Source organism: Aquimarina muelleri DSM 19832, from assembly GCF_000430665.1.
In the GTDB taxonomy this organism is placed as follows: domain Bacteria; phylum Bacteroidota; class Bacteroidia; order Flavobacteriales; family Flavobacteriaceae; genus Aquimarina; species Aquimarina muelleri.
Window position 1 is genome coordinate 1 of the sequence record NZ_AUML01000017.1, and the last position, 22,944, is coordinate 22,944.

Sequence of the window (22,944 nt, forward strand, 5' to 3'; positions counted from 1 at the left end):
GCATCCCTAAATGATTCAGATTACCCGTTGCAGAACGAAGACCATTACTTATATCACGTACAGATTGGCTATTAGCAAATTGACAAAATAACATTGAAACCAAGTGAGACCAGCTAGTAAAACCTTTTTGATGTTTGTCGCTTTGGTGAGAATTAACTAGTTTTTTGAATCTTGATTTATCTAGTTTACTGATTATTTGAGAAAACAAAGTTATATTTAGCATCGGAGAAAGGTGTTTTTTGTGTTGCACCACAAAGGTAACTTTGAGGAACAAATTTCCCTTTCTCTTTTTTACGTTTAGGACGCTATTGAAATAGAAATAAAATTCAAATGTTCTATTTTTACAAAAAAACCACTTCATTTTTGAAGTGGTTTTTTTGTTTTACAGATCTTTTTGGAGATACAAAAATTACATTCCCCTATGGGGTTTTTTTAAAAAAACTATGCTTTTATTATTAATAGTTGAATAAATTAAATTTATAGAAGTTTTTTTGAACAATAATTTTGAAAGCATTATAAAAAGCGCTAAATTATAGTAATAAAATGAAACAGAACAGTATACATATCGAACCAGTATTGTTATTTAATCTAGGAGATTATCGATGGATTAATGAAATATTAATACAAAAACAGGGCACTATGTGACTATTTTACTCATTTTTCAAAAATGATATAAACTAGAAAACTAATATAGAAGCAAGCGTCCAAAAAATTGGACGCTTTTTTATTTTCTCAAATCCATAAAAAGCTTAAGAATTAGTCTAAATAACAAAGCTAAAGAGAGAAAATGATATAAAAAGTCACATTAATATGAATACGTAATTAAATAATTTGAAAATAAAATTATAAATTTTTTAAACGAATGTATAAAAGTTAATTAGCACATAAAGATTAGTATTTGGAAAGTAAGTATCAGAGCAATAGACAGTTGCTAAAAATCCAAAAATTCGTTAAAAAACGAACGGGCATTCCTTTGCTTATTTTTAAATATAGTTAATTGATAATCAACAAGTTAATTTCTAAAAATATTTGCAGAATCAAAAAAATATATACATCTTTGTATTTCAATACAAGCAATAATTTATTAGTTCAGGTATTAGAAAAAATAATTATTTACTACGTAAAAAGAATGCGTACTAGTACTAGATATTTGCAGTATAATTAAAAACAAAAAAATAAAAACAATGAAGTATAATCAATTTTCTAAAAAAGGACAGGAGGACAGAAATCATCTGTTAGCCGTTGCATTCGAGAGCATCCTTGGATTGGGTTTATATACTTCGGTTGTTAACCTTCTTCCAGAAACGATGATCGAATCTAAAGGTATCAAAAGACTGGAAAGAGTACTTTCAATTATAAGTAATAACTTTCGTAACATAGTAATCAAAGACTGTTATACTTTTCATAAAGCTTTCATCTCATAAGCTACAGAAAAGTAATCTTAAGAGGTCTGGTGTAACATTTTTGTTAAACAGTACCATAGCTAGACAATAGGTTTTTCTATTTTGGAACCACAATTAATTTCTGAAAGCAAATGCTATCAGAAAAACTCCAAAAGAAAAATAAATTGTTATCTACTATTAATCTCTTATAAGTCAGATTACTTAACTAACCAGTCCATATTTTCTATAATAACTAGGTTTATATATCTATATAACGTTTTAAAGAATATCATCTTAGAAACTATCCATAGTGTATATGCCTATAGCCTAAAAGTTGTGTAGGCCAAGTAAACTACTTGGTATGCAGTAAGGCTCTATAGAAAATGCCTAATTGATCCCTCACAAAATCCAAACTACAGCTCGCTGCTACCCAAAAACGGGAAAGTAGGGTATCGCGACTGTATAGGATTACACTTTCCCAAACAACTAATTGACCATTTCTCATAGGTACTTGGTATGCACAACATATCGATCTGGGGTGGACACCTATGAGCTGCACCCTAAACTCTGGAATACAATAAAAATAATATCATGAGAACTTTAAAATACATATTCGTTGTCGTTTTACTCTTTTGTACTACCCTTACTTCTTGTACGCCTGATGATAGCATACACGAAAACGAAATCCTACATACAGAAGTATTAGGAACTAAAGGAGGACAAGATATATTAAATGGAGACGATAATTAATCAAAAATAATTTAATTTAGTACTTTTGAGGGATGAAACATAATACTGTTGCATCCCTCTTTTTTTTAGGAATATGGATACTAGTTGTATTTAATTCCTGTAGGTCTGAAAACTCAAAAGAAGTATCTGTTTCTAGTATCACACAAAAGAAAATAGATTCTTTAAATCGCTATTATGATTTTGCTTTTAAAGATTCTAACGATAAGGGAAAAAAATTAAAAGCTCTTGATCACTTTTTAAAAGGAGCGAAAGTGCTTAATTATGATTCTTTACAATATAAAGGCTTTATTCTACAAACAAAGCTTCTTAACAAATACGGGGATACTCCAAAAGCAATTGAGCAATCGTATCGTTTGTTAGAATTTGCTAAACAGAATAACGATAGTTTTTATATAGGGAAAGCATTATATAAATTAGGATTGTATAATAAAAGATTAGATAATTATTTAGAAGCTTTTCAGTTTTATAACGAGTCGTTTAAAATTAACAGAAATATAAAAGATAGCACTATTGCAGGGAAATGTTTAATGGAAATGGCAAATATTCATATTGCCTTTGGAGATCATAACGCCAGTAAAACAACGGCTACCGATGGTTTAAAATATCTAGAAAATTCAACAGAATATAGAACTATATCAGGATTATATCATGGTATATCTATATCTTTTTATGAGTTGGGAAATCAAGAAGAAGCTTTATTGTGGAACTCTAAAATTCTACATCTATGTAACGATTCTATTGCAAAAAAAAATATTGGGATTCATAACCTTCCTATTTTTAACAATTTTAGAGCGAATATTTTAGCAGAGCAACAAAAATATGCAGAGAGTATCGATATTTTACAAGCTTTATTAAAAGAGGAGAACGTAATTCAAAAGCGAACACAATACGCACAAGAGTTAAGCAATCTGGGATATATTAAGTTTCTTCAAAATCCTAAAAACCCAGAAAGTGAAACGATGTTATTGCAAGCGCTCGATATCAGGGAGCAAGAAGAAGACATTTTTGGGTTATTTAATAGTAATATACATCTTACTAAATATTATAGAGATAAAAATATTGAAAAAGCAAAGCATCATGCCTATAAAGCATATCAAAGTTTAGACGGTTTTGAGGATTATGAAGCATTGTTAGAAGTACTAACACTAATTACCGAGCTGAATCCAGATTCTTTAGAAGATTACCAGCGTTTTAAAGACGCTAGCCTTAAACTTATGCAACTGCGTAAAAAGACGCGTGAAATTTATGCGCCTACTCGTTTTGAAAATGAAAGTTTATTAAAACAGAATGAAGAAAAAAATCTAAAAATATCTGAAGTTCGCAACCAAAATACTATATACCTACTAGGAATGTTATTATTGGTTACTGGGATTGGATTTGTGATCTATTTTTTTAGACAACAAATGCGGTATCTTAATCAAGAAAATAAGATAATACAGTTTCAAGCCAGTTACGAAACAGAAACCCGTATCGCCAAAAGGCTGCATGATGAGTTAGGCAACGATATTTTTCAAGTAATGATGCAATATCAAAACGACCCACACGATCCACAAATTAAAGATAAACTTAATAAATCTTATATAAAAGCACGAGATATATCGCGTGAAAATAATGAGTTTGAAATTGGGGATACGTATGCTGAAGAGCTGAGTAATATGCTGCAAAACTATACCCAAAACGGGATTCAGTTAATTGCAATAGGATTTGATACGATAGATTGGAATAAACTCGATAAAACTATTAAAATAACAGTATACAGAGTACTACAGGAGTTAATGACCAATATGCAGAAGCATAGTAAAGCTAGCTTGGTGAAATTAGTGTTTTCTAACACTAAAGATTTTTTAAATATTAAATACACAGATAACGGTGTAGGAGTTACAGAGGAGCATGTAAAATCTAAAAATGGACTTCGAAATACAGAAAACCGTATTCGTGCTATACGAGGAACACTTATCTTTGAATCTGAAAAAGATAAAGGCTTTACAGCCGAGATACAAATTCCTAATTAAAAAGTTAGCAAGATGTTTACTAAAGTGTTGGTGGCAGAAGACTATGAGATAGCCAATCAAGGTATTATAAAAATATTAAACGAAAAGATCGGTATACACGATATTGAAGAAGCCAAATATTGTGATGATGCGTATTTAAAATTCCGAAAGGCATATAATAGTCAGGAAGCGTTCCAATTATTGATTACAGACCTTTCTTTTAGACAAGACCATAAAGTCCAGACCAGAACCTCAGGTGTCGAATTAATAAAGGATATCAAAAAAATTCAACCAGATATTAAAGTTATTGTATACTCTCAGGAAAACAGACCAGATAAAATTAATATGCTGTTTGATAAATTAAATATCAACGGTTATGTTTGTAAAGGTCAGCATGCAATAAAAGAATTAATGACATGTGTAGATGGTGTTTATCAAGGTAAAACAATGCTGCCGGCAGAGTTAACTAATAATTCTAAGGCTAATACAATGATTCATTTAGATGATTTGGATATGATATTGTTAGAACAATTATCTCAAGGATTTACCAAAAAAGAAATTCGAGCCAAATTAAAAGAACAAAAAATAACTCCAAACGGAGAGAGTGCTATTGATAAAAGAGTAAGTAAACTTTTTGAAGACTTCAAAGCTAAAAACACTACCCATCTGGTAGCAATAGTAAAAGATTTAGGATTGTTATAGTAGGGTAGAGCATTTAAATTAACATAGGAAAAACACAAGATAAAAACCTTTTTTACAGGTGTTTATGTTTTTTTGTTGAAAAAAATGAAGCGTAATACAGAAATCTGTATAGAGATACGTTGTAGTCCATTTATGTTTGCATCGTAAAAGAAAGGTAATGTATATGACAATGAGCTTATCCTAAACCTGAAACGATACAAACGACTATAATGATATACAAAGATCAAGTAATCATAGATGGAATCATTACCGGGGATGAAAAAATACTAACTTGTTTTTACAAAGAGAATATACAATACATTCAAGGGTATATTCTTCGTAATAGAGGAAATACAGAAGATGTAGAAGATGTTTTTCAGGATGCTTTAGTTGTGTTGTATCAGAAGTTGAAATCTGGTCTTTTAGAGCTAAAAGTACCTATAAAAACATATTTTTATGGGATCTGTAAAAACTTATGGAGAAATCGATTAAGGAAAAAGAAAAAATTAATTATCGAGGATAGAGAGAATCGTTTTGATGTAGGAATTGACGACCCTATAATGGTAGATATCGAAAATCAAGAACGAGAACATCTTTATCGAAAACATTTTCAAAAGCTTAGTACGGATAATAAAAAAATATTATCTCTTTTTTTTGAAGGTAGGTCAATGCTAGAAATTTCAAAAGTCATAGGGTGTTCTGAAACATACACTAGAAAAAAGAAATTTCAAGCTAAAAAGGAATTATTAAAAATGATTGAAAAAGATCCAATGTATAAAGAATTAAGGGTTGTGTGTTGATTAATGAACCTTGAATCAGAATAAATAAATTACTTCTAATTGCCCTTATAGATTTAATCTATAAATAATTAAGAACTACAAGAAAGCATAGAGCAGCCTACTTTGTTCCTTGCCCATTCAGGACGTTTAGCAAACCATTTTTCACTTTCTGGTTGTTCGTCGTAAGGCTTCTTAAGTAGCTGGTAAAATTCTTCTATTAATTCATATTTACCTTTATTTGCTTCGTCAATAGCTAATTGAGCCATATAATTTCGTAAAACATATTTTGGATTTACAGTATTCATTACTTTTTTTCGTTCCCCATCGTTTAAGGACTCTTTTAGCAATCTTTTTTGATATTTTAAAAACCACTGTTTCCATTCCTCTTTTATAGTATCTGTAATTTGATTAGGGGTATAGAAAGCTTTGGATATTAACGAAAGATCTTCTGTTACTACACTACTGTCAAAATTTGCCAGAAGCCTAAAAAATATAGTCATATCCGTTTCATATTTTTGTAATATAGTTTCCAGAGTATCTATCAATAGCGTATCATTTTTATCTTCAGTAAATAACCCAATTTTTGATCTCATCATTTTTAAATACGAGTCCTCTGTTTTTTTACGGTAAACCATTAAAATATCTTCCAAAGGCTCTACTTCTTCTATAAGTGGGTATAGAGCGTTTGCCAGTTTATAGAGATTCCAAAGTATAATTTGTGGTTGTGTGCCATATCGATACCGTTTGTTCGTATTATCGGTTGTATTTGGTGTCCAACCATGATCATACCCTTCTAACCAACCATAGGGACCATAATCTATAGTTAATCCTAGAATCGACATATTGTCTGTATTCATAACCCCATGAACAAAACCAACACGTTGCCAATGCATAACCATATCCAAGCTTTTATCTCCAACTTCTTTTATAAACTTAATATAGGTTTCTTTAGATGGTTTTCCTAAATAAGAATAATGGTTTTTTATGGTGTAATCCACAAGTATTTTTAAAGTACTGTTGTCTTGTCTAGATGCAAATATCTCATAGTTTCCAAAACGTAAGAAAGATGGTGCTGCTCTGCATACGATAGCTCCTTTTTCGTACTCTGGATTACCGTTGTATAAAACATCTCGCAATACTTGATCTCCAGAAAGACCTAAAGACAAAGCTCTGGTAGTAGGAACACCTAAATGGTGCATGGCTTCACTACAAAGATATTCGCGTATAGAGGATCTTAGAACAGCCAAGCCGTCGGCAGTTCTGGAGTATGGTGTTTCTCCAGCCCCTTTTAACTGTAATACCCAATTTTTATTATCCTGTTCTATCTCTGCCAGATTTATGGCACGACCATCTCCCAACTGTCCTGCCCAATTACCAAATTGATACCCACCGTAACACATAGCATAGGGATTGGTATTTGGTAATATTTCGTTTCCTGTAAAAATATTCAAAAAGCTAGTGCTTTTAGTATCTTCTTTGGTAAGCCCTAATGCACTAAGCATTTCTGACGAAGTATGTATTATTTGTGGTTTCGCAGTTTTCTTTGGAGTTACATAAGAAAAACAAGCTTTGGTAACTTGTCGTCTACTGTTTTCTGTATTAGGATCTTCAGGAAGTTCCTTGTTAAATTTATCTTGTATGTTTAGTTTAAAATCCAAAATGCTATTGTTTTACTTAGTACAAAGATATTATAAGTACTAGTAGTTAATCTATTTCATTATTTTTTTATATGATTTTTTTTCTAATGAGTATACTTATTTAATACGATATTTTTTGTTTAAGTCTATAATCATAAAATAGATCAATACTATTGTAAAAAAAAGTTAAACTTACAAAGTCTAATAGTAATACTTTTATATCTTTGTTATTTATAAATGGAAAACTTACAAATACATATTACAATTAATTCTGGATTGTATACAAAAAATCCTGAATCTTCAGACTTAGGAAAGAAGATAGTGCATACTAGTATAGAAATGATTAATGATTTGGGGTTTGAAGCTTTTACATTTAGAAAATTAGGAGTTGCTATTGGCTCTAATGAAAGCTCAATTTATCGATATTTTGAAAGTAAGCATGCTTTGTTAGTTTATTTAATCAATTGGTATTGGAGTTGGATAGAATATAAATTAGTATTTGCTACAACCAATGTTGTTTCGGCAAAAGATAAATTAAATAATGCAATTACTTTACTTACTCAAGAAGTAAAGGAGGATAATTCATTTACTTTTATTAATGAGGTATTACTTAATGAAATTATCATTTCAGAATCTACTAAGGCTTATTATACAAAAGATATAGATGAAGAAAACGAAAAAGGTTTTTATAAAACATATAAAAGAGTAGTGCAAAGAGTGAGTGATATAGTTTTAGAGCTAAATCCAAAATTTGAGTTTCCTCATATGCTTGTATCAACAGTTATTGAAGGAGCTCATCATCAACGGTATTTTTCAAAACACCTTCCTGCTTTAACAGATTTTAAGGAAGGAAAAAACAATATTGTTAGATTCTATACAGACTTGGTACAAAAAACGATCTTATAAAATGAAGTTGTTTTGTAATAACATATTAAACGTTATAAGGTATAGTGTATTTTTTACAGTGCTTTTTGGTATGCTGTTACAGCCTATTTCAAAGACTATTACTTTTTTTGCAGAGGATAGTTTTGAATTAGTTGAAGTGGATATGGAAGAAGACTTAGAAGAAGAAGGGAAGCAAGAAGATGATAGTGTAGATGAGAAGATAAAACTTCAGATCTTAAGTTTTTACAATATTAGTTTTGCATATTTATTATACGGTTCTTATCGTAAAAAATTACAACCTTTGCGGGATTTCAATCTTGAAATCCCTATTCCTCCTCCAGAATTGGTGTGATTAATATTCTACACATTTTAGCTTAATGCTATAAAACTCTATTCAAGTTTCGTTGGAGAGAAACTCATTAATTTATAAAATAATATTATTAACTGAAAAATATTTTATGCCAAAAAGCATAACATTTTCAAGTCATTATAATTATGAATAGTTCAAATCCTTTTAAAAATTTTAAGTCGGATATTCCGGCAAGTGTTGTTGTGTTTTTTGTAGCATTACCATTATGTTTAGGTATTGCTTTGGCTAGTGGAGCGCCTTTGTTTTCTGGTCTGATTTCTGGTATTGTAGGAGGTGTTATAGTGGGAGCTATAAGTGGTTCCCAAGTAGGAGTTAGTGGTCCGGCAGCAGGATTAGCCGCAATTGTATTGACTGCTATTGGAGCATTAGGAGGGTTTCCAAATTTTCTTTTAGCGGTAGTTCTAGGAGGTGTTATACAATTAGTATTTGGGATCTTAAAAGCAGGAGTTATTGGGTATTATTTTCCATCCTCTGTTATTAAAGGAATGCTAACAGGGATAGGAATTATAATAATACTTAAACAAATACCTCATTTTTTCGGTTATGATGAAGATCCAGAAGGTGATTTTGCATTTTTTCAAGTGGATGGAGAAAATACGTTTTCAGAAATATTAAATGCAATTAACTCTATTAGTCCAGGAGCTACTTTAATAGCTGTTGTTGGTTTAGCGATTCTTCTTTTATGGAGTAATGTGCTTTCTAATAAAGGTAAAATTTTTCAACTAATCCAAGGACCTTTAGTGGCAGTTGCAGCAGGTATTATATACTATGTAGTTACAAATGGTAATGCCACTTGGGGAATTTCCTCAGAGCACCTTGTAAGTGTCCCTGTGCCAGAGGATGCATCTTCATTCTTGGCACAATTTAGTTTTCCAAATTTTGCTGCAATTACTAATCCACAAATATGGGTAACTGCATTTACTATTGCTTTGGTGGCTAGTTTGGAAACTTTATTATGTGTAGAAGCTACAGATAAATTAGATCCTCGTAAACGAGTAACACCAACTAACCGAGAATTACTAGCACAAGGAACGGGAAATATTATTTCTGGACTTATTGGAGGGTTACCTATTACTCAAGTAATTGTTCGTAGTTCAGCCAATATTCAATCGGGAGGTAAAACAAAGATGGTAGCTATTCTGCATGGTCTTCTATTATTAATATCTGTTATTTTAATTCCAAAACTTCTAAATAAAATTCCTTTATCGGTTTTGGCGGCTATTCTTCTTATAGTTGGATATAAACTTGCAAAACCAGGATTATTTAAAACAATGTATCAGCTAGGTTGGAAACAGTTTATTCCATTTATAGTTACAGTTATAGGTATTGTATTTACAGATCTTTTAGTAGGTATAGGACTTGGTTTAATAGTAGGTATCGTAGTTATTTTGATTAAAAGTTTTCAAAATTCACACTTCTTGCATATTGAAGATAAGAGCAATGGTAAGCACAAAATTAAGATGACATTAGCAGAAGAGGTAACATTTTTTAATAAAGGAGCTATACTTAAAGAGTTAGACAGGCTTCCTAGAGATACGTATTTAGAACTTGATGTTCGTAAAACAAGGTATTTAGATAATGATATTATTGAGATTCTAGAAGATTTTTCTGAAAAAGCTAGAAATAGAAATATAGATATTCAGCTCATTTCAGAAAGAGGGACTATAGAAAATCCAGAAAGTTTTATTCAATTTTTTAAGCTTCGGCCTCAAAACGCTTAAGAATATAACAATACATGACAACCAATCTATTGAAATTTAGGTTATAGACTTAATATTAATTGCTTAAACCAGTTTTGTCTATGTGGCTTTTTGTAATACAAGGTAGACTTAGTTAAGATGGTAGATACAGGAAGAGGTATTTTATGTTAAATCGCCTAAAATTTTTCGATATGATAATTAAATAGTAGTAATGTGTATGTTAGAAAAAGGAAAGAAGGGGATAAAAATCAAAATATAGTAAATGCTATATCGGATTTAGGAGATATTCTTTTTTAAAATTAAAAGAAAAAATAAAAAGGTTAGCATAGTGATAAATTTTGAATTTAAAGAAAGCGCTAATAGTCTTTTAAAAGACATAGAAAAACATACAAAAGGATTGCTTTGTGTAAAAAAGAAAAGGAGTCAAAATCAAATAAACTTTTAGGTTTAATCAAATAATTAATCAAAGAAATATATGCTGGTTTTTTAGACTGGCTAACTAATAAAAAAATAATTATGAAAGCACATACAAAAGAAACACAAGATACGATGACCCCTAAAAAGGCTTTGGAATATTTAATAGAAGGAAACGGGCGTTTTCAGAATAATTTAAAGGCCAATAGAAACTTATTACAACAGGTAAATGAAACAGCAGAAGGACAGTTTCCTTTTGCAACTATATTAAGTTGTATTGACTCTAGGGTGTCTGCTGAGTTGGTTTTTGATCAAGGTTTAGGAGATATTTTTAGTATACGAATAGCAGGTAATTTTGTAAATGAAGATATACTAGGAAGTATGGAGTTTGCTTGTAAACTGGCAGGAACAAAACTATTAGTAGTACTAGGGCACACTGCTTGCGGTGCAATTAAGGGGGCTTGTGATCATGCTCGATTAGGAAACTTGACAGCCTTGATAAATAAAATAGAACCAGCAGTTGATGCAGTTAAAGAGCCAAAAGAAGATGCATTAAGAAATTCAAAGAACATGGATTTTGTAAATCAAGTTGCAGAAAAAAATGTGATGATGACTATTGATAATATTCGTTCTTCAAGTGAGGTTTTAGTAGAGATGGAAAATAAAGGAGAAATAAAAATAGTTGGAGGAATGTATGATATTAAAACAGGAGAAGTAAAATTCTATTAGATATGAAAATTTATTTTTCTATATTCCTCTTCTGGGTTAGTGTATTAGCTTTTGGTCAAGATGAAACAGGTAATTGGTTAATGTATTTTGGTACAAATAAAATAAATGAAAAATTTAGTATTCATACAGAAATACAATATCGAAACCATACAATTGCACCGATTAATATCGACCAACTATTATTAAGGACAGGTCTTAATTATCATTTTGATAAAAATGCTTTTGCAACAGTGGGCTATGCCTATATTAGTAATCATTTATATGATTCTGATCGTAAAAGCCCAGAGGTTGAGGAGCATCGTATTTGGCAGCAATTTATTACAACTAATAATCTGTGGAGATTAAAATTTGAACATCGCTATCGTATTGAAGAACGCTTTATTGAAAATGAATTTAACACACGTTTTAGATACCGTCTAATGGTCTTTTTGCCAATTAATAAGCCTAAAATTGAAGAAGGAACATTGTTTTTGGGAGTTTATGATGAAATTTTTATTAATGGTAAGGAAGAACTTTTTGATAGAAATAGACTTTATGGAGGTTTAGGGTATCAGTTTTCTGAAAACTTAAATCTACAAGCGGGCATTTTATACCAAAGATTAAGAAATACAGGAAAGACATTTCTTCAATTTGGAGTTGTGTTTAATACAGATTTTCGTAAAAAAGAGTCGTATCAAGTAAATTAGTGTTAAATATACAAGACGAATAATTATTTGTTTTTTACTTAGAATAAAGCAATTTTTTTCAGATTAAATGTATATAAATTAGTGTTACACACTTTTCCATATTTTATCTGCATTTAATCTGAAACTGCCTAAATGATTAAAATTACATTCACCAGGAGCTATTATCGATAAAAAAGATTGTTCGTTTTTATCGATATACAGATGGTAAATTTCCCCTACTATAGGTTCGAAATTAAATTTAGCATTGTATATAAGGTTGTTATACTCAAACTCTTTAATTAATGTGTCGTATTGAGATTTTAGTTCATCATATCGAGCTTTAACATGTTTGTTTACCTTGTGGATGTTAGTGTTTTTCCAAGCAATTGTGTCTGTCGTAGTTATTACAGGTGCTCCTAAATTTGTGGCATACGGTTTAAGATAAGCATCATAGTTTTCTGTAGTATGGTCATAGACTACGGTATCTGGTTTTTTCTTTTTCATAGGTGTGTCATTTAGTTTCTTTTTGAAATTTTGTTGTGGGTAATTTGCCGTTGTCTCGAACATTTAAACCTTCCATCCTCAAATATTCTTTTTTGTAGATGTTTTGTTTTTCTGCCTTGAACTCTTTTTCTCCACATTTTAAAACTCGAAAGCTTCATTTCTTTTCGCATCAAATTAATAACTTCCTGTTCCTTTAAACCAAATTGTATTTCGATAGAATCAAAGGTAGTTCTGTCTTCCCACGCCATTTCTATAATTCGGTCAATTTCTATTATAGACAATTGTTTATACATTGTAATTTAGGTTTTTATGAGTTAAAATTTTAAATCTAATTGTAATAATTAAAATAAAAACAAATAATGCATACAGTTTTATATATCAGAGTTATACCATTTACAATTTGAATTTACCGTAATAAAATGTTCTTTTTTCGCCTCAAATATCAGAATAAAAATAAACCGTAGTCCTGCTATGCTTAATACCAGATAGAGTCTGATACAAGCTTTTCTTCTTCAATGAAAGAAAAAATCTTAATTTTCTTTTCCAGTAAACTCAAACTACAAATGGTATTATTATGTGAAATCTGGAAGCTCATTAGTTCTAACATAAGGAAAATGAGCAATTTTCTCTAATCCATAATACGTATTTAGTCCTGAGATACCTACAGTATCCGTTACGCTCAAGTCGATATCTTGATCTTCTTTTGTTATTTCTAGTGGTAGTATTAAATGTTCAATCTCACCAATTATAAGTGAAGTTCCATTAAGTGGGATATTAATTTCTTGTTTAAATTGCATTCCTATTTTAAATGTACTTTCCTTAACAAAAGGTGCTTTGAAGTTCGAAATATATTCTTCGGTTAGTTTGCATATTTCAAATTCTGAGGATTCTCTATCTAATTTTGCAGAGGTATAATGAGCTTTTTGAGCAAACGAACGGTGTATGTGGTTTATAGTATAATGTCCATTTTGCATAATGTTTTCATAAGTGTGTCTGGGGACATCCCCAGTAGGTCTCATTATAAATCCTAAAAGAGCAGGAGAGCTCCCTAAATGTATTACGGAACTAAATATGGCTAGATTAGTTTTTTTATCATTAGAGATAGAGCCAATAAGATTTGCGGGTTTAATACCAGAAACTGCATTTATGATTTTTAAACGCTTAATACGATCCATTGCTTGAATCTGCTTTTTTGTATACTGCATGGTAGTTACTTTTTAAGAGCTTCTATGCTTTTTAAAACTGTTTCAGCTTCCGCATATATTTTGTCACTTTCACTACGATTAACACTAGATAGTTTATGCCATTGTTCCATTAGCTTTTGATATTTTTCTTGTAGAGCTTCTTCTTTTGATTTTTTCTTAAATAATCCAAACATATATATAGTTTTTTGAGATTTACTTTAAGTGTTTTGTAATCTTTGAACTCATAGGCTTAGTGGTGGAATAATAGTAATCTATTAGTTTTCCATTTTTGTCAACCAGATATTTCTGAAAATTCCATTTAACACTAGAGTTTTTTATTCCATTCTGTTCTTTTTGCGTTAACCATCCATATAAAGGGTGTTGATTTTTTCCTTTAACATCAATCTTTTCAGTAATTAAAAAAGTAACACCATAATTTTTTTTACAAAAAGATTGGATTTGAGAAGCGTTTCCAGGTTCTTGACTACCAAACTGATTGCATGGAGATCCAATAATGACTAGGTTATGAGAATATAGGTTGTTTAATTTTTGTAAATCGTTATATTGATTAGTAAATCCACACTTAGAGGCAACATTAACAAAGAGTATTTTTTTATCGTTAAAAGTAGATAAATCAATTATAGAACCGTCAATACTACGTATTTGTATATCATATAGTAGGGAGGTTATTTTTTTATTTTTTGGTTTTGAAGAATTGAATAATGGTAGTTTAGCTTTATCAATGAGTTTCATGTTCTATATTTTAAATATTAGAGATTATTCATATATTCAAAAAAACATTTTGAAAAAGAATAGTTTTTAAGTAAGAGTTATTTGCAATACTTTGGTGGTCAGTTATTAATGTAATTTTGTAGCTCTTTTATTTTATCTGGGGTATTAAAAATGCCGCCATAAAAAGAAGTTACAGTTGTAGAAGAGTCATCTTTTATACCTCTGGAAGAAACACATAGATGTTTTGCATCAATAATAACAGCAACATCTTTTGTGTTTAGAATTAGTATTAATTCTTCAGCAATTTGATTGGTCAATCGTTCTTGAACTTGAGGACGCTTCGCAAAATATTGAACAATTCGGTTAAGCTTAGATAACCCAATTACTTTTCCAGAAGAAATGTATGCGATGTGTGCTTTTCCTATAATAGGCACAAAATGATGCTCACAATTAGAATAAAGTGTAATGTTTTTTTCAACGAGCATCTGTTTATATTGATATTTATTATCGAACAATGCAATTTTGGGTTTGTTTTCTGGATTTAATCCAGAGAAAATCTCATCAATATACATTTTGGCAACACGATTAGGGGTGCCTTTAAGAGAATCATCTGTTAAGTCTAAGCCCATTACGTCCATAATTTCGGCAAATAACTCTGCTATTCTTTTTTTCTTATCAAAATCAGAAAGATTAAAAGCATCTTCTTTCATTGGGGTTTCTACATTTGTACCAATATGATCGTCACCAATATCATCAATAGGAAGGATGTCTGGATTAGAGTTTAAGTTTTCTGTCTTTGTGTTCATTTAGTTTAATATTTTTGAGCTTAGTTTGTTCGGAAACCCGTTGTCTTTAAACTTATTAATCCGATTAAAAAACTCATTTTTAATGGAACAACTAATTTCTTTTCTGTTTTTCAAAGCTACAAAAATGTTTAACTATTTTAAGTATTTATTAAACAAAATAAATATAGCGCAATAGATTTTATTGATCAATAAATAATGCTAATAAAATAACATAGCAATATTAGATCAATAATCTATTTTTTTGAAAGGAGTTATTAAGTTAAAAAAACAATATGTTTAAAAGTTTTTTTGAATCTATAATTTTATGTAGAAGAAATAATACTCCAAAACCAAAAAGCACTATACGCTAGGAAGGCCTTTGAGACGCTTTTCTATTTTCTGCTTTTTGGCAGTTAAAAGTTTCATAACATCCATAATCTCTGGATCTTTAGTTTCTTTATAGACTTCGTTTAAAGCCAAGATTAACTCTTTAGCCTCTCTAGAGGAAGCAACTCTGTCACTTGTAGACATGTTAATCATTTTTCTGCTTTCGAATTCTAAAGCTCTTTTCATTAATTCCATAATCTGCTTTTTTTTTAAAAATACAAAATACTTAAAAAATATAAGTATGCATTTAAGCAAAATTAACTATTTTATAGGAATTAGCTTAATTTTTATGGCATAGAAAATGTTTTTGGGTAGATAAAGCTGTTTTTTTTAATAAAAAAGATTAGATTTAAATGTGTAATCTGATCTTTTAGGCAACGAGATATGAGAGGATATAAACAGAAAGCCATTATTTTTCAACTTTAAGTTACAGATGTTATATTTAATTTTTTGGTAGTTTATAAGTACCTTTTTTGTACATAGAAGATGCAGTAATAATATGTCCCAGAGCGTCTTTCGCTAATTCAGGATTCACTTTTTTTTCTTTTAAATTTTCATCACCATTTATTTCAAACTGAACAGGTTCTTTATTGGGCTGCAATACTACCATTTCATTCCCTACTCTAAAAGCATTAGTGCTATGGAATTGCATAATTGCTCTACCAGGGACGTCATCTTTTAAATCAAATAAATTTCTACCAGGCATTGGAGTTTGCACATCTAAACCAGTTAGATCAAGTAAGGTAGGAGGTATGTCGATTTGGCTACATAGTTTTTCATAATTTACGCCTCCTTCTATACCAGGAGCAATTATAAATGCAGGAATATGAAATTTATGAACAGGAATTAGATTTTTGCCGTAGGTTCTTGTATTATGATCTGCAATTACAACAAAAACAGTATTATCATAATAGGCTTCTTTTTTTGCCATTTCAAAAAACTTACCTATTGCATAATCAGCATATTTAATAGCGTTGTTTACTGTGTTTTTTTCCTTGTCATAAAGTTCAATTCTACCATCAGGAAATTCAAAAGGGGTGTGGTTAGAAGAGGAAAACATTAAAGAGAAAAATGGAGTATCTCCATAAGATTTATACAGGTCATTTGCTTTTGCTACTAGATCTTCATCAGATACTCCCCATACACCTTTAAACGCATATTCATCTTTTTTAAAATCATTTTCATCAATAATTTTCTTAAATCCATTACCATTAAAAAAAGAAGCCATATTATCAAAGTTAGAAAGACCGCCATAGATAAAACTAGTTTCATAACCTTTTTTACCTAATATGTCTGCTAAGGTAAAAAAACCATTTTGCGCTTTACCTAGCTTGACTACACTCCTACTAGGTGTTGGTAAAAAACCAGTAACAACAGCTTCTATTCCTCGAACACTTCTTGTTCCTGTACAATATAGGTTTGTAAATAACATTCCTTCTTTAGAAAGCTTATCTATATTAGGAGTTAGTGGTAATCCATTAAGGCAACCAACGTACTCTGCGCCTAAACTTTCTTGTAAAAAAATAACTAAATTGTATGGTTTATCTGTTTTATGAGTACTTTTTTGTTTGTGCAATAGTGGTATTTCGCCATCTATAAAATCAGAAGGGGTAGCACTCATATATTTACGAGTTCGTTCTATTGCTTCTTTTTCATCCATCTTACCATACATTTTAGAACTATCTTCTTCGTTTTTTAGTGAGTAAATAGCAAATGAAACAGTGTATAAAGAGCTTAAAGCTAAACTATTGGTAAATTGATCTTTAGAGAAAATAGCATTACTGGCATTAATAGGTCTAACAGATGTAAGAGAGGATCTTGCTCCCCAAAAAAGGAGAAAACCTACAATAGGGAAAATTAAGAGTTTAGATGTATAGGGGACCTCTTTTCCTAAAGAAAACCAACGTTTTGATTTTCTAAATAAAAATATTGCTACCAAAACTAAAACAATAAATGCCAAAAGCAATTGTAAGCCAAAACCTTTTAAAAGCATATTAGAAACCTCTTTAGGGTATAATAAATATTCTATAAACAATCTATTAGGTCTTGTATCGTATTGTAATAAAAATGTAGGAGTTGCAATTTCCATAAATACTAAAAAGAACAAACATATTGTTAAGAAATAGCGAATAACCCCATTTAGTTTTTTTAGTATTGAATTTGGTAAAAATATAAGTAAAATGGTAGGTAAACTAACAATATAAGTAAGTAGTATACTATCCATTCGTATACCAATAAAAAAAAGATACCAAAAATTAGGAGTAGCAGTTACTCTTTCCCAAAAGAACAGAGTTAAAAATATTCTGCTTAGTGTAGTAATAGATAAACCAATTATATAGAACTTTAAAATTGGTTCTAAAAAAGTAGTTTTATTTAGAAGTTTTTCAGGTAATTTCAATAGTATATTATTTTAAATTTTTTCGTTTTTTTTAGAATAAAAAATACTAATAGCTCAAAGTTTTTGTTTTTACCTTAACTGTAGTAGTATATTTATAGTTCTGTAATTCAGGGTTTAATGGTATTGTGATATCAAACCATAAAGATAATCTTAAGAAAGGAGATTAGCTACATTTAAAGTAAATTTGGTTTTATGTGAAAAACTATTTATCATTACTGTAAAATGCCAGATTTGGTATCATAATACTAACGACTATAAACTAAAATTTATTTTAAATTCACGCAGTATTTTCACGTTGCACATTTAATTTATTCTATTTAGAAAGGTTATGTATAGCTTGGTTTTTGTAAGGAATATAAATCGTGTATAGTTTTAAGATAGAAACCAAGAATGGTATACTATATAATTAAGTTCATTAAATTAAGTTAGTAACTAGTGAAGTGCATTCATTTTATCATAAACCCTATTGCAGGTTCTAGTAATAATATTGTTACTAAAGATATTTTACAGAAATATTTTGTAGATGATAAGTATAGTTTGACTATAAAATTATCTACTCATAAAAAACATGCAATAAAGTTAACGAAACAATCTATTGATGAGGGAGCAACCATTATTGTAGCATGTGGCGGTGACGGGACAGTTAATGAAGTAGCGTCTTGTATTGTAGGTACTTCGATTAAATTAGGAATTATACCTACAGGTTCAGGAAACGGACTTGCTTCTAACCTTAAGATTCCTAAAATTATAGAAAAGGCCATTACATTAATTAAACAGGAAAATATTACACAAATAGATGTAGGGACAATCAATGAACATTATTTTTTTAGCAATACAGGAGTTGGTTTTGATGCAAGCGTAATTAAAAATTATGAAGCCTCAAATGAGCGAACATTATATAATTATATAAAAGCTTCTTTAAAATCATTTAGAGAACTTAATAAACAAGAAGAAGTTAAAATAAGTATAGATAACAAAAATACATTTATAAACCCATTTATGATTTTTGTGTCCAACTCGAATGAGTTAGGTTATAAAATAAGTTTAACTCCTAAGGCTTCTTTACGAGATGGTTTACTAGATGCCATTATTATTCCTAAAATAAGTAAAATTAAGGTTGTTGTATTTGGAGTTTTAATGCTTTTTAGAAAACATCAAATTCTTAAAAAAGCACAAGTGTTTCAAACAAAAAGCATTCATCTTTTAAGAGTAAAAGGTAGTGTTTTTGAAACACAGATTGATGGTGAACTTTACCAGATTAAAGAAAAACATATCTTCATCTCTTTAAAAGAAAAATCCCTTAATGTGATTACTTAAATTTGTAATATTAAAATAAGGGTAAAATAAAATCCGTAGACTGTCTTCTGTTTTTTGTAAGAATCAAATATTAGTTATAATAAAAGCCATGATATGATACAATCTAACAATAGATGTGGCAAAAAACGATCAAAAAGCAGAAACAAATTTTAGTTTTTAAGTATATCGACAGGAGTTACTATAAAATTTTTGACTTTGCCTTGGAGGTACAGTTTTCGGTTTATTTGCTTTAAAAAGAACCTCTTACGATTCAATAAAAAGCAAAAACTTTTATTAGCCACGAACAGATGGTTAAATTCATTTAATATTTTTAACATTAGGTTTACGATTTCTCATTAGTATAGTAATGATAAAATAATATTGAAATTTTACAAATACTGAAATTTATATACAATTTTGACCAATAAATTTAATATTAGTAAAATTTTAAACGTAACAAATGAAAAGTTCATTAACACTTTTTTCAGTACTATTTTACTTTTTTTCTATTGTAGTCAGCAGTCAGGAATCTAGTATTAAGGGAATAATTACAGATGGTCAAACTCCGCTTCCAGGGGCAAATATTATGCTTCGGGAGGCTCAAAAAGGAGTAGTTACAGATTTTGATGGTAATTTTGAAATAACAGACATACCAGGAGGGCAATACAACATTGCTATCTCTTATCTTGGTTTTGAAGATAAGGTTATTTCAATTACAGTAAACTCTGGTGAAATTAAAAATTTAGGAAGCATTGGATTAACAGCTTCAGCAGAAGCTCTGGATGAGGTAGTGGTAACAGCTTTAGGTATAGAGAAAGAAAAGAAACGATTAGGTTATGCAGTACAAGAAGTACAGGGAGATCAATTCACAACCGCAAGAGAAACTAATGTGACCAACTCTTTAGCAGGTCGTGCTGCTGGAGTACAAATAACGGGAGGAGGATCTGGTGCTGGTTCTACTTCATTAATTACAATACGCGGAGAAGGTTCTCTTATACCAGGAAATAACTCTCCTTTGTTTGTAGTAGATGGTATACCTATAAGTAATCGTACAGTAAGTAACAGTGCAGAAGGCAATATGGAAACAGATTTTGGTAACGGAGCACAGGATATAAATCCTGACGATATTAAATCTATGTCTATCCTTAAAGGACCAAATGCAACTGCACTTTATGGATCAAGAGGATTAAACGGAGTAATTTTGATTACTACAAAATCAGGAGAAAAATCAAAAGGAATAGGAGTAAGTTTTACACAAAACGTAACTTTTGAAAGCGCATTGCGAATACCAAAATACCAAAATCAATACGGACAAGGAGCAGGAGGAGAGTTTGAATTCTTAGATGGATCTGGTGGAGGAACTAATGATAATATTGATGAGAGCTGGGGTCCACGATTAAATGGACAATTAATAGCGCAACACGATAGTCCAACAACTAGTGGTTTTAGAGCAGGAGATTTTGCCAGACGACCAAGAAATGTAGATGGTAGCTTTGCAGATCAGATCATTCCTACACCCTGGAAATCTAACCCCAATAATATTAAAGATTTTTTTAGAACTGGGTCTACTATAACAACTAATTTAGCCTTAACTGGTGGTAATGAGAATGGTAATATAAGACTCTCTTTAACTAATCTAGATAGCGAAGGGATATTGCCTAATACAGATTATGATAGAAGAACCTATGCTTTAAATGGTTCTTATGATTTAACAAAATGGCTAAAAGTTTCCTCGTCTATTAATTATGTAAACAGCAAAAGTGGAAATAGACCAAATAACTCATACGGAACAGAAAATATCATGTATTTATGGGTTTGGTTTGGTCGCCAGATTAATATGAATTCTCTAAGAGATTACTGGCAACCAGGATTAGAAGGTAGACAACAATTTAATTATAACTATAATTGGCATGATAACCCGTATTTTACTTTAAATGAAAATACAAATGGATTTGATAAAAATAGAATTTTTGGAAATGCAAAAGTAGATATTAAGATTACAGATCATCTATCTCTTATGTTGCGAACAGGAATTGATTATTTTAATGAATTAAGAACCAGTAAACGTGCTTATAGCACACAAAGATTTGCAAGAGGACAGTATCGAGAAGATGATATCTTTTTTAAGGAACAAAATACAGACTTTTTATTACAATATAATAAAGATGTACATGAAGATTTTACCCTAGGATTATCGTTTGGTGGTAATGTTAGAGAAGAAGAAAACCGATATGACAGAATTAGTGCAAATTCACTTTCTGTACCAGGGATTTATAACTTTGAAAATGCAGCAGAACCGTTGGCAAAAACACAATTTATTGATCAACGTACCATTAATTCCTTATATGCTTTTGCCAACATAGGATACAAAAATTTACTTTTTCTGGATATTACAGGTAGAAATGATTGGTCTAGTACCTTACCAAGAGGTAGCAACTCCTATTTTTACCCATCTGTAGGGCTTAGTGCAATAGTATCTGATATGATAGAATTGCCAGAGGCTTTTTCCTTTCTGAAACTTCGAGGAGGATGGGCGGTTGTAGGTAACGATACAGATCCATATTCATTAGTCAACACATTTTCTTTTAATGAGCCTTTTGGAAAGTACCAAAGAGTAAGCGCTTCCGAAATATTGAAAAATGAAAATTTAAAACCAGAAGAAGCTACTTCTATAGAGTTTGGTGCCGATCTTAGGTTTTTTAACAACCGTTTAGGTTTTGACGTTTCCTATTATAAATCCACAGTAAAAAATCAAATTCTAAAATTACCTTTATCTGTAACTTCCAAGTTTACATCCAGAATAATTAATGCAGGAGAAATTGAAAATAAAGGTATTGAGATTGTAGTAAATGCAACACCAGTAAAAACAGCAGGAGGTTTTGATTGGAATACTACAATTAATTTTACCAGTGCAAGGGGCGAAGTAAAATCTTTGATTGAGGATTTAGATACGTATGAGATTTCATCTAACTATGTAAATGTTTTAGCAAAAGTTGGAGGAAGAATGGGAGATATTTATGGTACAGGATTTATAACTGTAGAGGATCCAAATAGTGAATTTTTTGGACAAGTAGTCCATAATGAAGATGGGTTTTCTAAACAAGATCCAGACGTGAAAAAACTTGGAAACTACAATCCAGATTTTACCGTAGGATGGCAAAATACGTTTACCTACAAAGGATTTAATATTGGTGTTTTATTGGATTGGAGACAAGGAGGAGAAATTATGTCTAGAACCACATTAATCGGGGGTACTTCTGGTATGATGGATTTTACTGCAGAAGGTAGAGAAACAGGAATCGTATCCCAAGGAGTAATACAAAATGCAGACGGTAGCTACAGACCAAATGATGTTGTACTATCTGGGCGGGATTATTATTGGTGGCGTTACAATCGTAATAATGAAGAAATAGGAATCTTTGATGCTTCTTTCCTAAAACTTCGGGAAGTGCGTATAGGGTATAATTTTCCACAAAAAATTCTGGATAGAACCTTTCTACAATCACTAACACTATCTCTGGTAGGAAGAAACCTGGCACTTTGGACAGAAAACCCTCATTTTGATCCCGAAACTATTTCGTTTAACGGTGGCGTTGTCGTACCAGGAGTAGAAGATATGGCATTACCTAGCTCCAGAAGCTATGGATTAAATCTTAACGTAACTTTCTAAAATAT

At 30.4% G+C, this 22,944-nt stretch carries 22 protein-coding genes; 12 read left to right on the plus strand and 10 right to left on the minus strand.

Translation table 11 applies throughout. From position 1 onward, the window contains the following. A partial coding sequence (locus tag H527_RS0108205; protein ID WP_027412257.1) for a DUF4372 domain-containing protein occupies positions 1-223 on the minus strand: 223 nt, incomplete at its 3' end. Between the two features lie 961 nt (positions 224-1,184). Here H527_RS0108205 and H527_RS0108210 point away from each other — a divergent pair. The 5 genes from H527_RS0108210 to H527_RS0108225 all read left to right on the plus strand — a co-directional run bounded on the left by H527_RS0108210 (position 1,185) and on the right by H527_RS0108225 (position 5,604). After that, positions 1,185-1,424, plus strand: a complete 240-nt coding sequence (locus H527_RS0108210) for a hypothetical protein (protein ID WP_027412258.1) — start codon at positions 1,185-1,187, stop codon at positions 1,422-1,424. Positions 1,425-1,973: 549 nt separating this feature from the next. Next, positions 1,974-2,132, plus strand: coding sequence for a hypothetical protein (locus H527_RS23900; RefSeq protein ID WP_155837835.1), 159 nt, complete (start codon positions 1,974-1,976; stop codon positions 2,130-2,132). Positions 2,133-2,164: 32 nt separating this feature from the next. Further along, positions 2,165-4,144, plus strand: a complete 1,980-nt coding sequence (locus H527_RS23110; protein WP_027412259.1) for a tetratricopeptide repeat-containing sensor histidine kinase — start codon at positions 2,165-2,167, stop codon at positions 4,142-4,144. A gap of 12 nt (positions 4,145-4,156) precedes the next feature. After that, positions 4,157-4,825 (plus strand): response regulator, encoded by a 669-nt coding sequence (locus H527_RS0108220; protein ID WP_027412260.1) that lies wholly within the window; start codon positions 4,157-4,159, stop codon positions 4,823-4,825. 209 nt (positions 4,826-5,034) lie between these two features. Further along, on the plus strand, positions 5,035-5,604 hold the full coding sequence (locus H527_RS0108225) for an RNA polymerase sigma factor (protein WP_027412261.1): 570 nt from the start codon (positions 5,035-5,037) through the stop codon (positions 5,602-5,604). A 68-nt stretch (positions 5,605-5,672) separates the two neighbouring features. Here H527_RS0108225 and H527_RS0108230 read toward each other — a convergent pair whose 3' ends face one another. Then, positions 5,673-7,244, minus strand: coding sequence for a protein adenylyltransferase SelO (locus H527_RS0108230; RefSeq protein ID WP_027412262.1), 1,572 nt, complete (start codon positions 7,242-7,244; stop codon positions 5,673-5,675). Positions 7,245-7,457: 213 nt separating this feature from the next. On the opposite strand from H527_RS0108230, the gene H527_RS0108235 reads away from it, so the two are divergent. The 5 genes from H527_RS0108235 to H527_RS21700 all read left to right on the plus strand — a co-directional run bounded on the left by H527_RS0108235 (position 7,458) and on the right by H527_RS21700 (position 12,004). Further along, positions 7,458-8,126 (plus strand): TetR/AcrR family transcriptional regulator, encoded by a 669-nt coding sequence (locus tag H527_RS0108235; RefSeq protein ID WP_027412263.1) that lies wholly within the window; start codon positions 7,458-7,460, stop codon positions 8,124-8,126. Position 8,127: 1 nt separating this feature from the next. Beyond that, complete coding sequence (locus H527_RS0108240; protein ID WP_155837836.1) at positions 8,128-8,457, plus strand: hypothetical protein; 330 nt, start codon at positions 8,128-8,130, stop codon at positions 8,455-8,457. Between the two features lie 143 nt (positions 8,458-8,600). After that, the gene (locus H527_RS0108245) at positions 8,601-10,196 is read left to right on the plus strand and encodes a SulP family inorganic anion transporter (protein WP_027412265.1); all 1,596 of its coding nucleotides are present in this window, start codon (positions 8,601-8,603) and stop codon (positions 10,194-10,196) included. Between the two features lie 495 nt (positions 10,197-10,691). Further along, a complete protein-coding gene (locus H527_RS0108250) occupies positions 10,692-11,318 on the plus strand; it encodes a carbonic anhydrase family protein (protein WP_027412266.1) in 627 nt (208 codons plus the stop codon). Between the two features lie 2 nt (positions 11,319-11,320). Further along, a complete protein-coding gene (locus H527_RS21700; protein WP_035087678.1) occupies positions 11,321-12,004 on the plus strand; it encodes a DUF2490 domain-containing protein in 684 nt (227 codons plus the stop codon). A gap of 84 nt (positions 12,005-12,088) precedes the next feature. On the opposite strand, the gene H527_RS0108260 is transcribed toward H527_RS21700, so the two are convergent. From H527_RS0108260 to H527_RS0108295, 8 genes are all read right to left on the minus strand, one after another. Next, entirely contained in the window at positions 12,089-12,487 is a 399-nt protein-coding gene (locus H527_RS0108260; protein ID WP_027412267.1) for a DUF2452 domain-containing protein, read from the minus strand. Positions 12,488-12,498: 11 nt separating this feature from the next. Further along, positions 12,499-12,780: a TIGR03643 family protein gene (locus H527_RS0108265; RefSeq protein WP_027412268.1), complete on the minus strand. Its 282-nt coding sequence runs from the start codon at positions 12,778-12,780 to the stop codon at positions 12,499-12,501. A gap of 279 nt (positions 12,781-13,059) precedes the next feature. After that, positions 13,060-13,692, minus strand: coding sequence for a flavin reductase family protein (locus H527_RS0108270; protein WP_027412269.1), 633 nt, complete (start codon positions 13,690-13,692; stop codon positions 13,060-13,062). Positions 13,693-13,697: 5 nt separating this feature from the next. Next, positions 13,698-13,865 (minus strand): Lacal_2735 family protein, encoded by a 168-nt coding sequence (locus H527_RS23905; RefSeq protein WP_035087680.1) that lies wholly within the window; start codon positions 13,863-13,865, stop codon positions 13,698-13,700. 19 nt (positions 13,866-13,884) lie between these two features. Further along, entirely contained in the window at positions 13,885-14,424 is a 540-nt protein-coding gene (locus H527_RS0108280) for a glutathione peroxidase (RefSeq protein ID WP_027412270.1), read from the minus strand. 98 nt (positions 14,425-14,522) lie between these two features. Beyond that, on the minus strand, positions 14,523-15,209 hold the full coding sequence (folE, locus tag H527_RS0108285; RefSeq protein WP_027412271.1) for a GTP cyclohydrolase I FolE: 687 nt from the start codon (positions 15,207-15,209) through the stop codon (positions 14,523-14,525). A gap of 339 nt (positions 15,210-15,548) precedes the next feature. Next, complete coding sequence (locus tag H527_RS0108290) at positions 15,549-15,770, minus strand: hypothetical protein (protein ID WP_027412272.1); 222 nt, start codon at positions 15,768-15,770, stop codon at positions 15,549-15,551. Between the two features lie 247 nt (positions 15,771-16,017). Beyond that, the gene (locus H527_RS0108295; protein ID WP_211235730.1) at positions 16,018-17,973 is read right to left on the minus strand and encodes an LTA synthase family protein; all 1,956 of its coding nucleotides are present in this window, start codon (positions 17,971-17,973) and stop codon (positions 16,018-16,020) included. Positions 17,974-18,408: 435 nt separating this feature from the next. Here H527_RS0108295 and H527_RS0108300 point away from each other — a divergent pair, with 435 nt between their 5' ends. Then, complete coding sequence (locus tag H527_RS0108300; protein WP_027412274.1) at positions 18,409-19,290, plus strand: diacylglycerol/lipid kinase family protein; 882 nt, start codon at positions 18,409-18,411, stop codon at positions 19,288-19,290. 439 nt (positions 19,291-19,729) lie between these two features. Continuing rightward, entirely contained in the window at positions 19,730-22,939 is a 3,210-nt protein-coding gene (locus tag H527_RS0108305; protein ID WP_027412275.1) for a SusC/RagA family TonB-linked outer membrane protein, read from the plus strand. Positions 22,940-22,944: the final 5 nt, after the last annotated feature.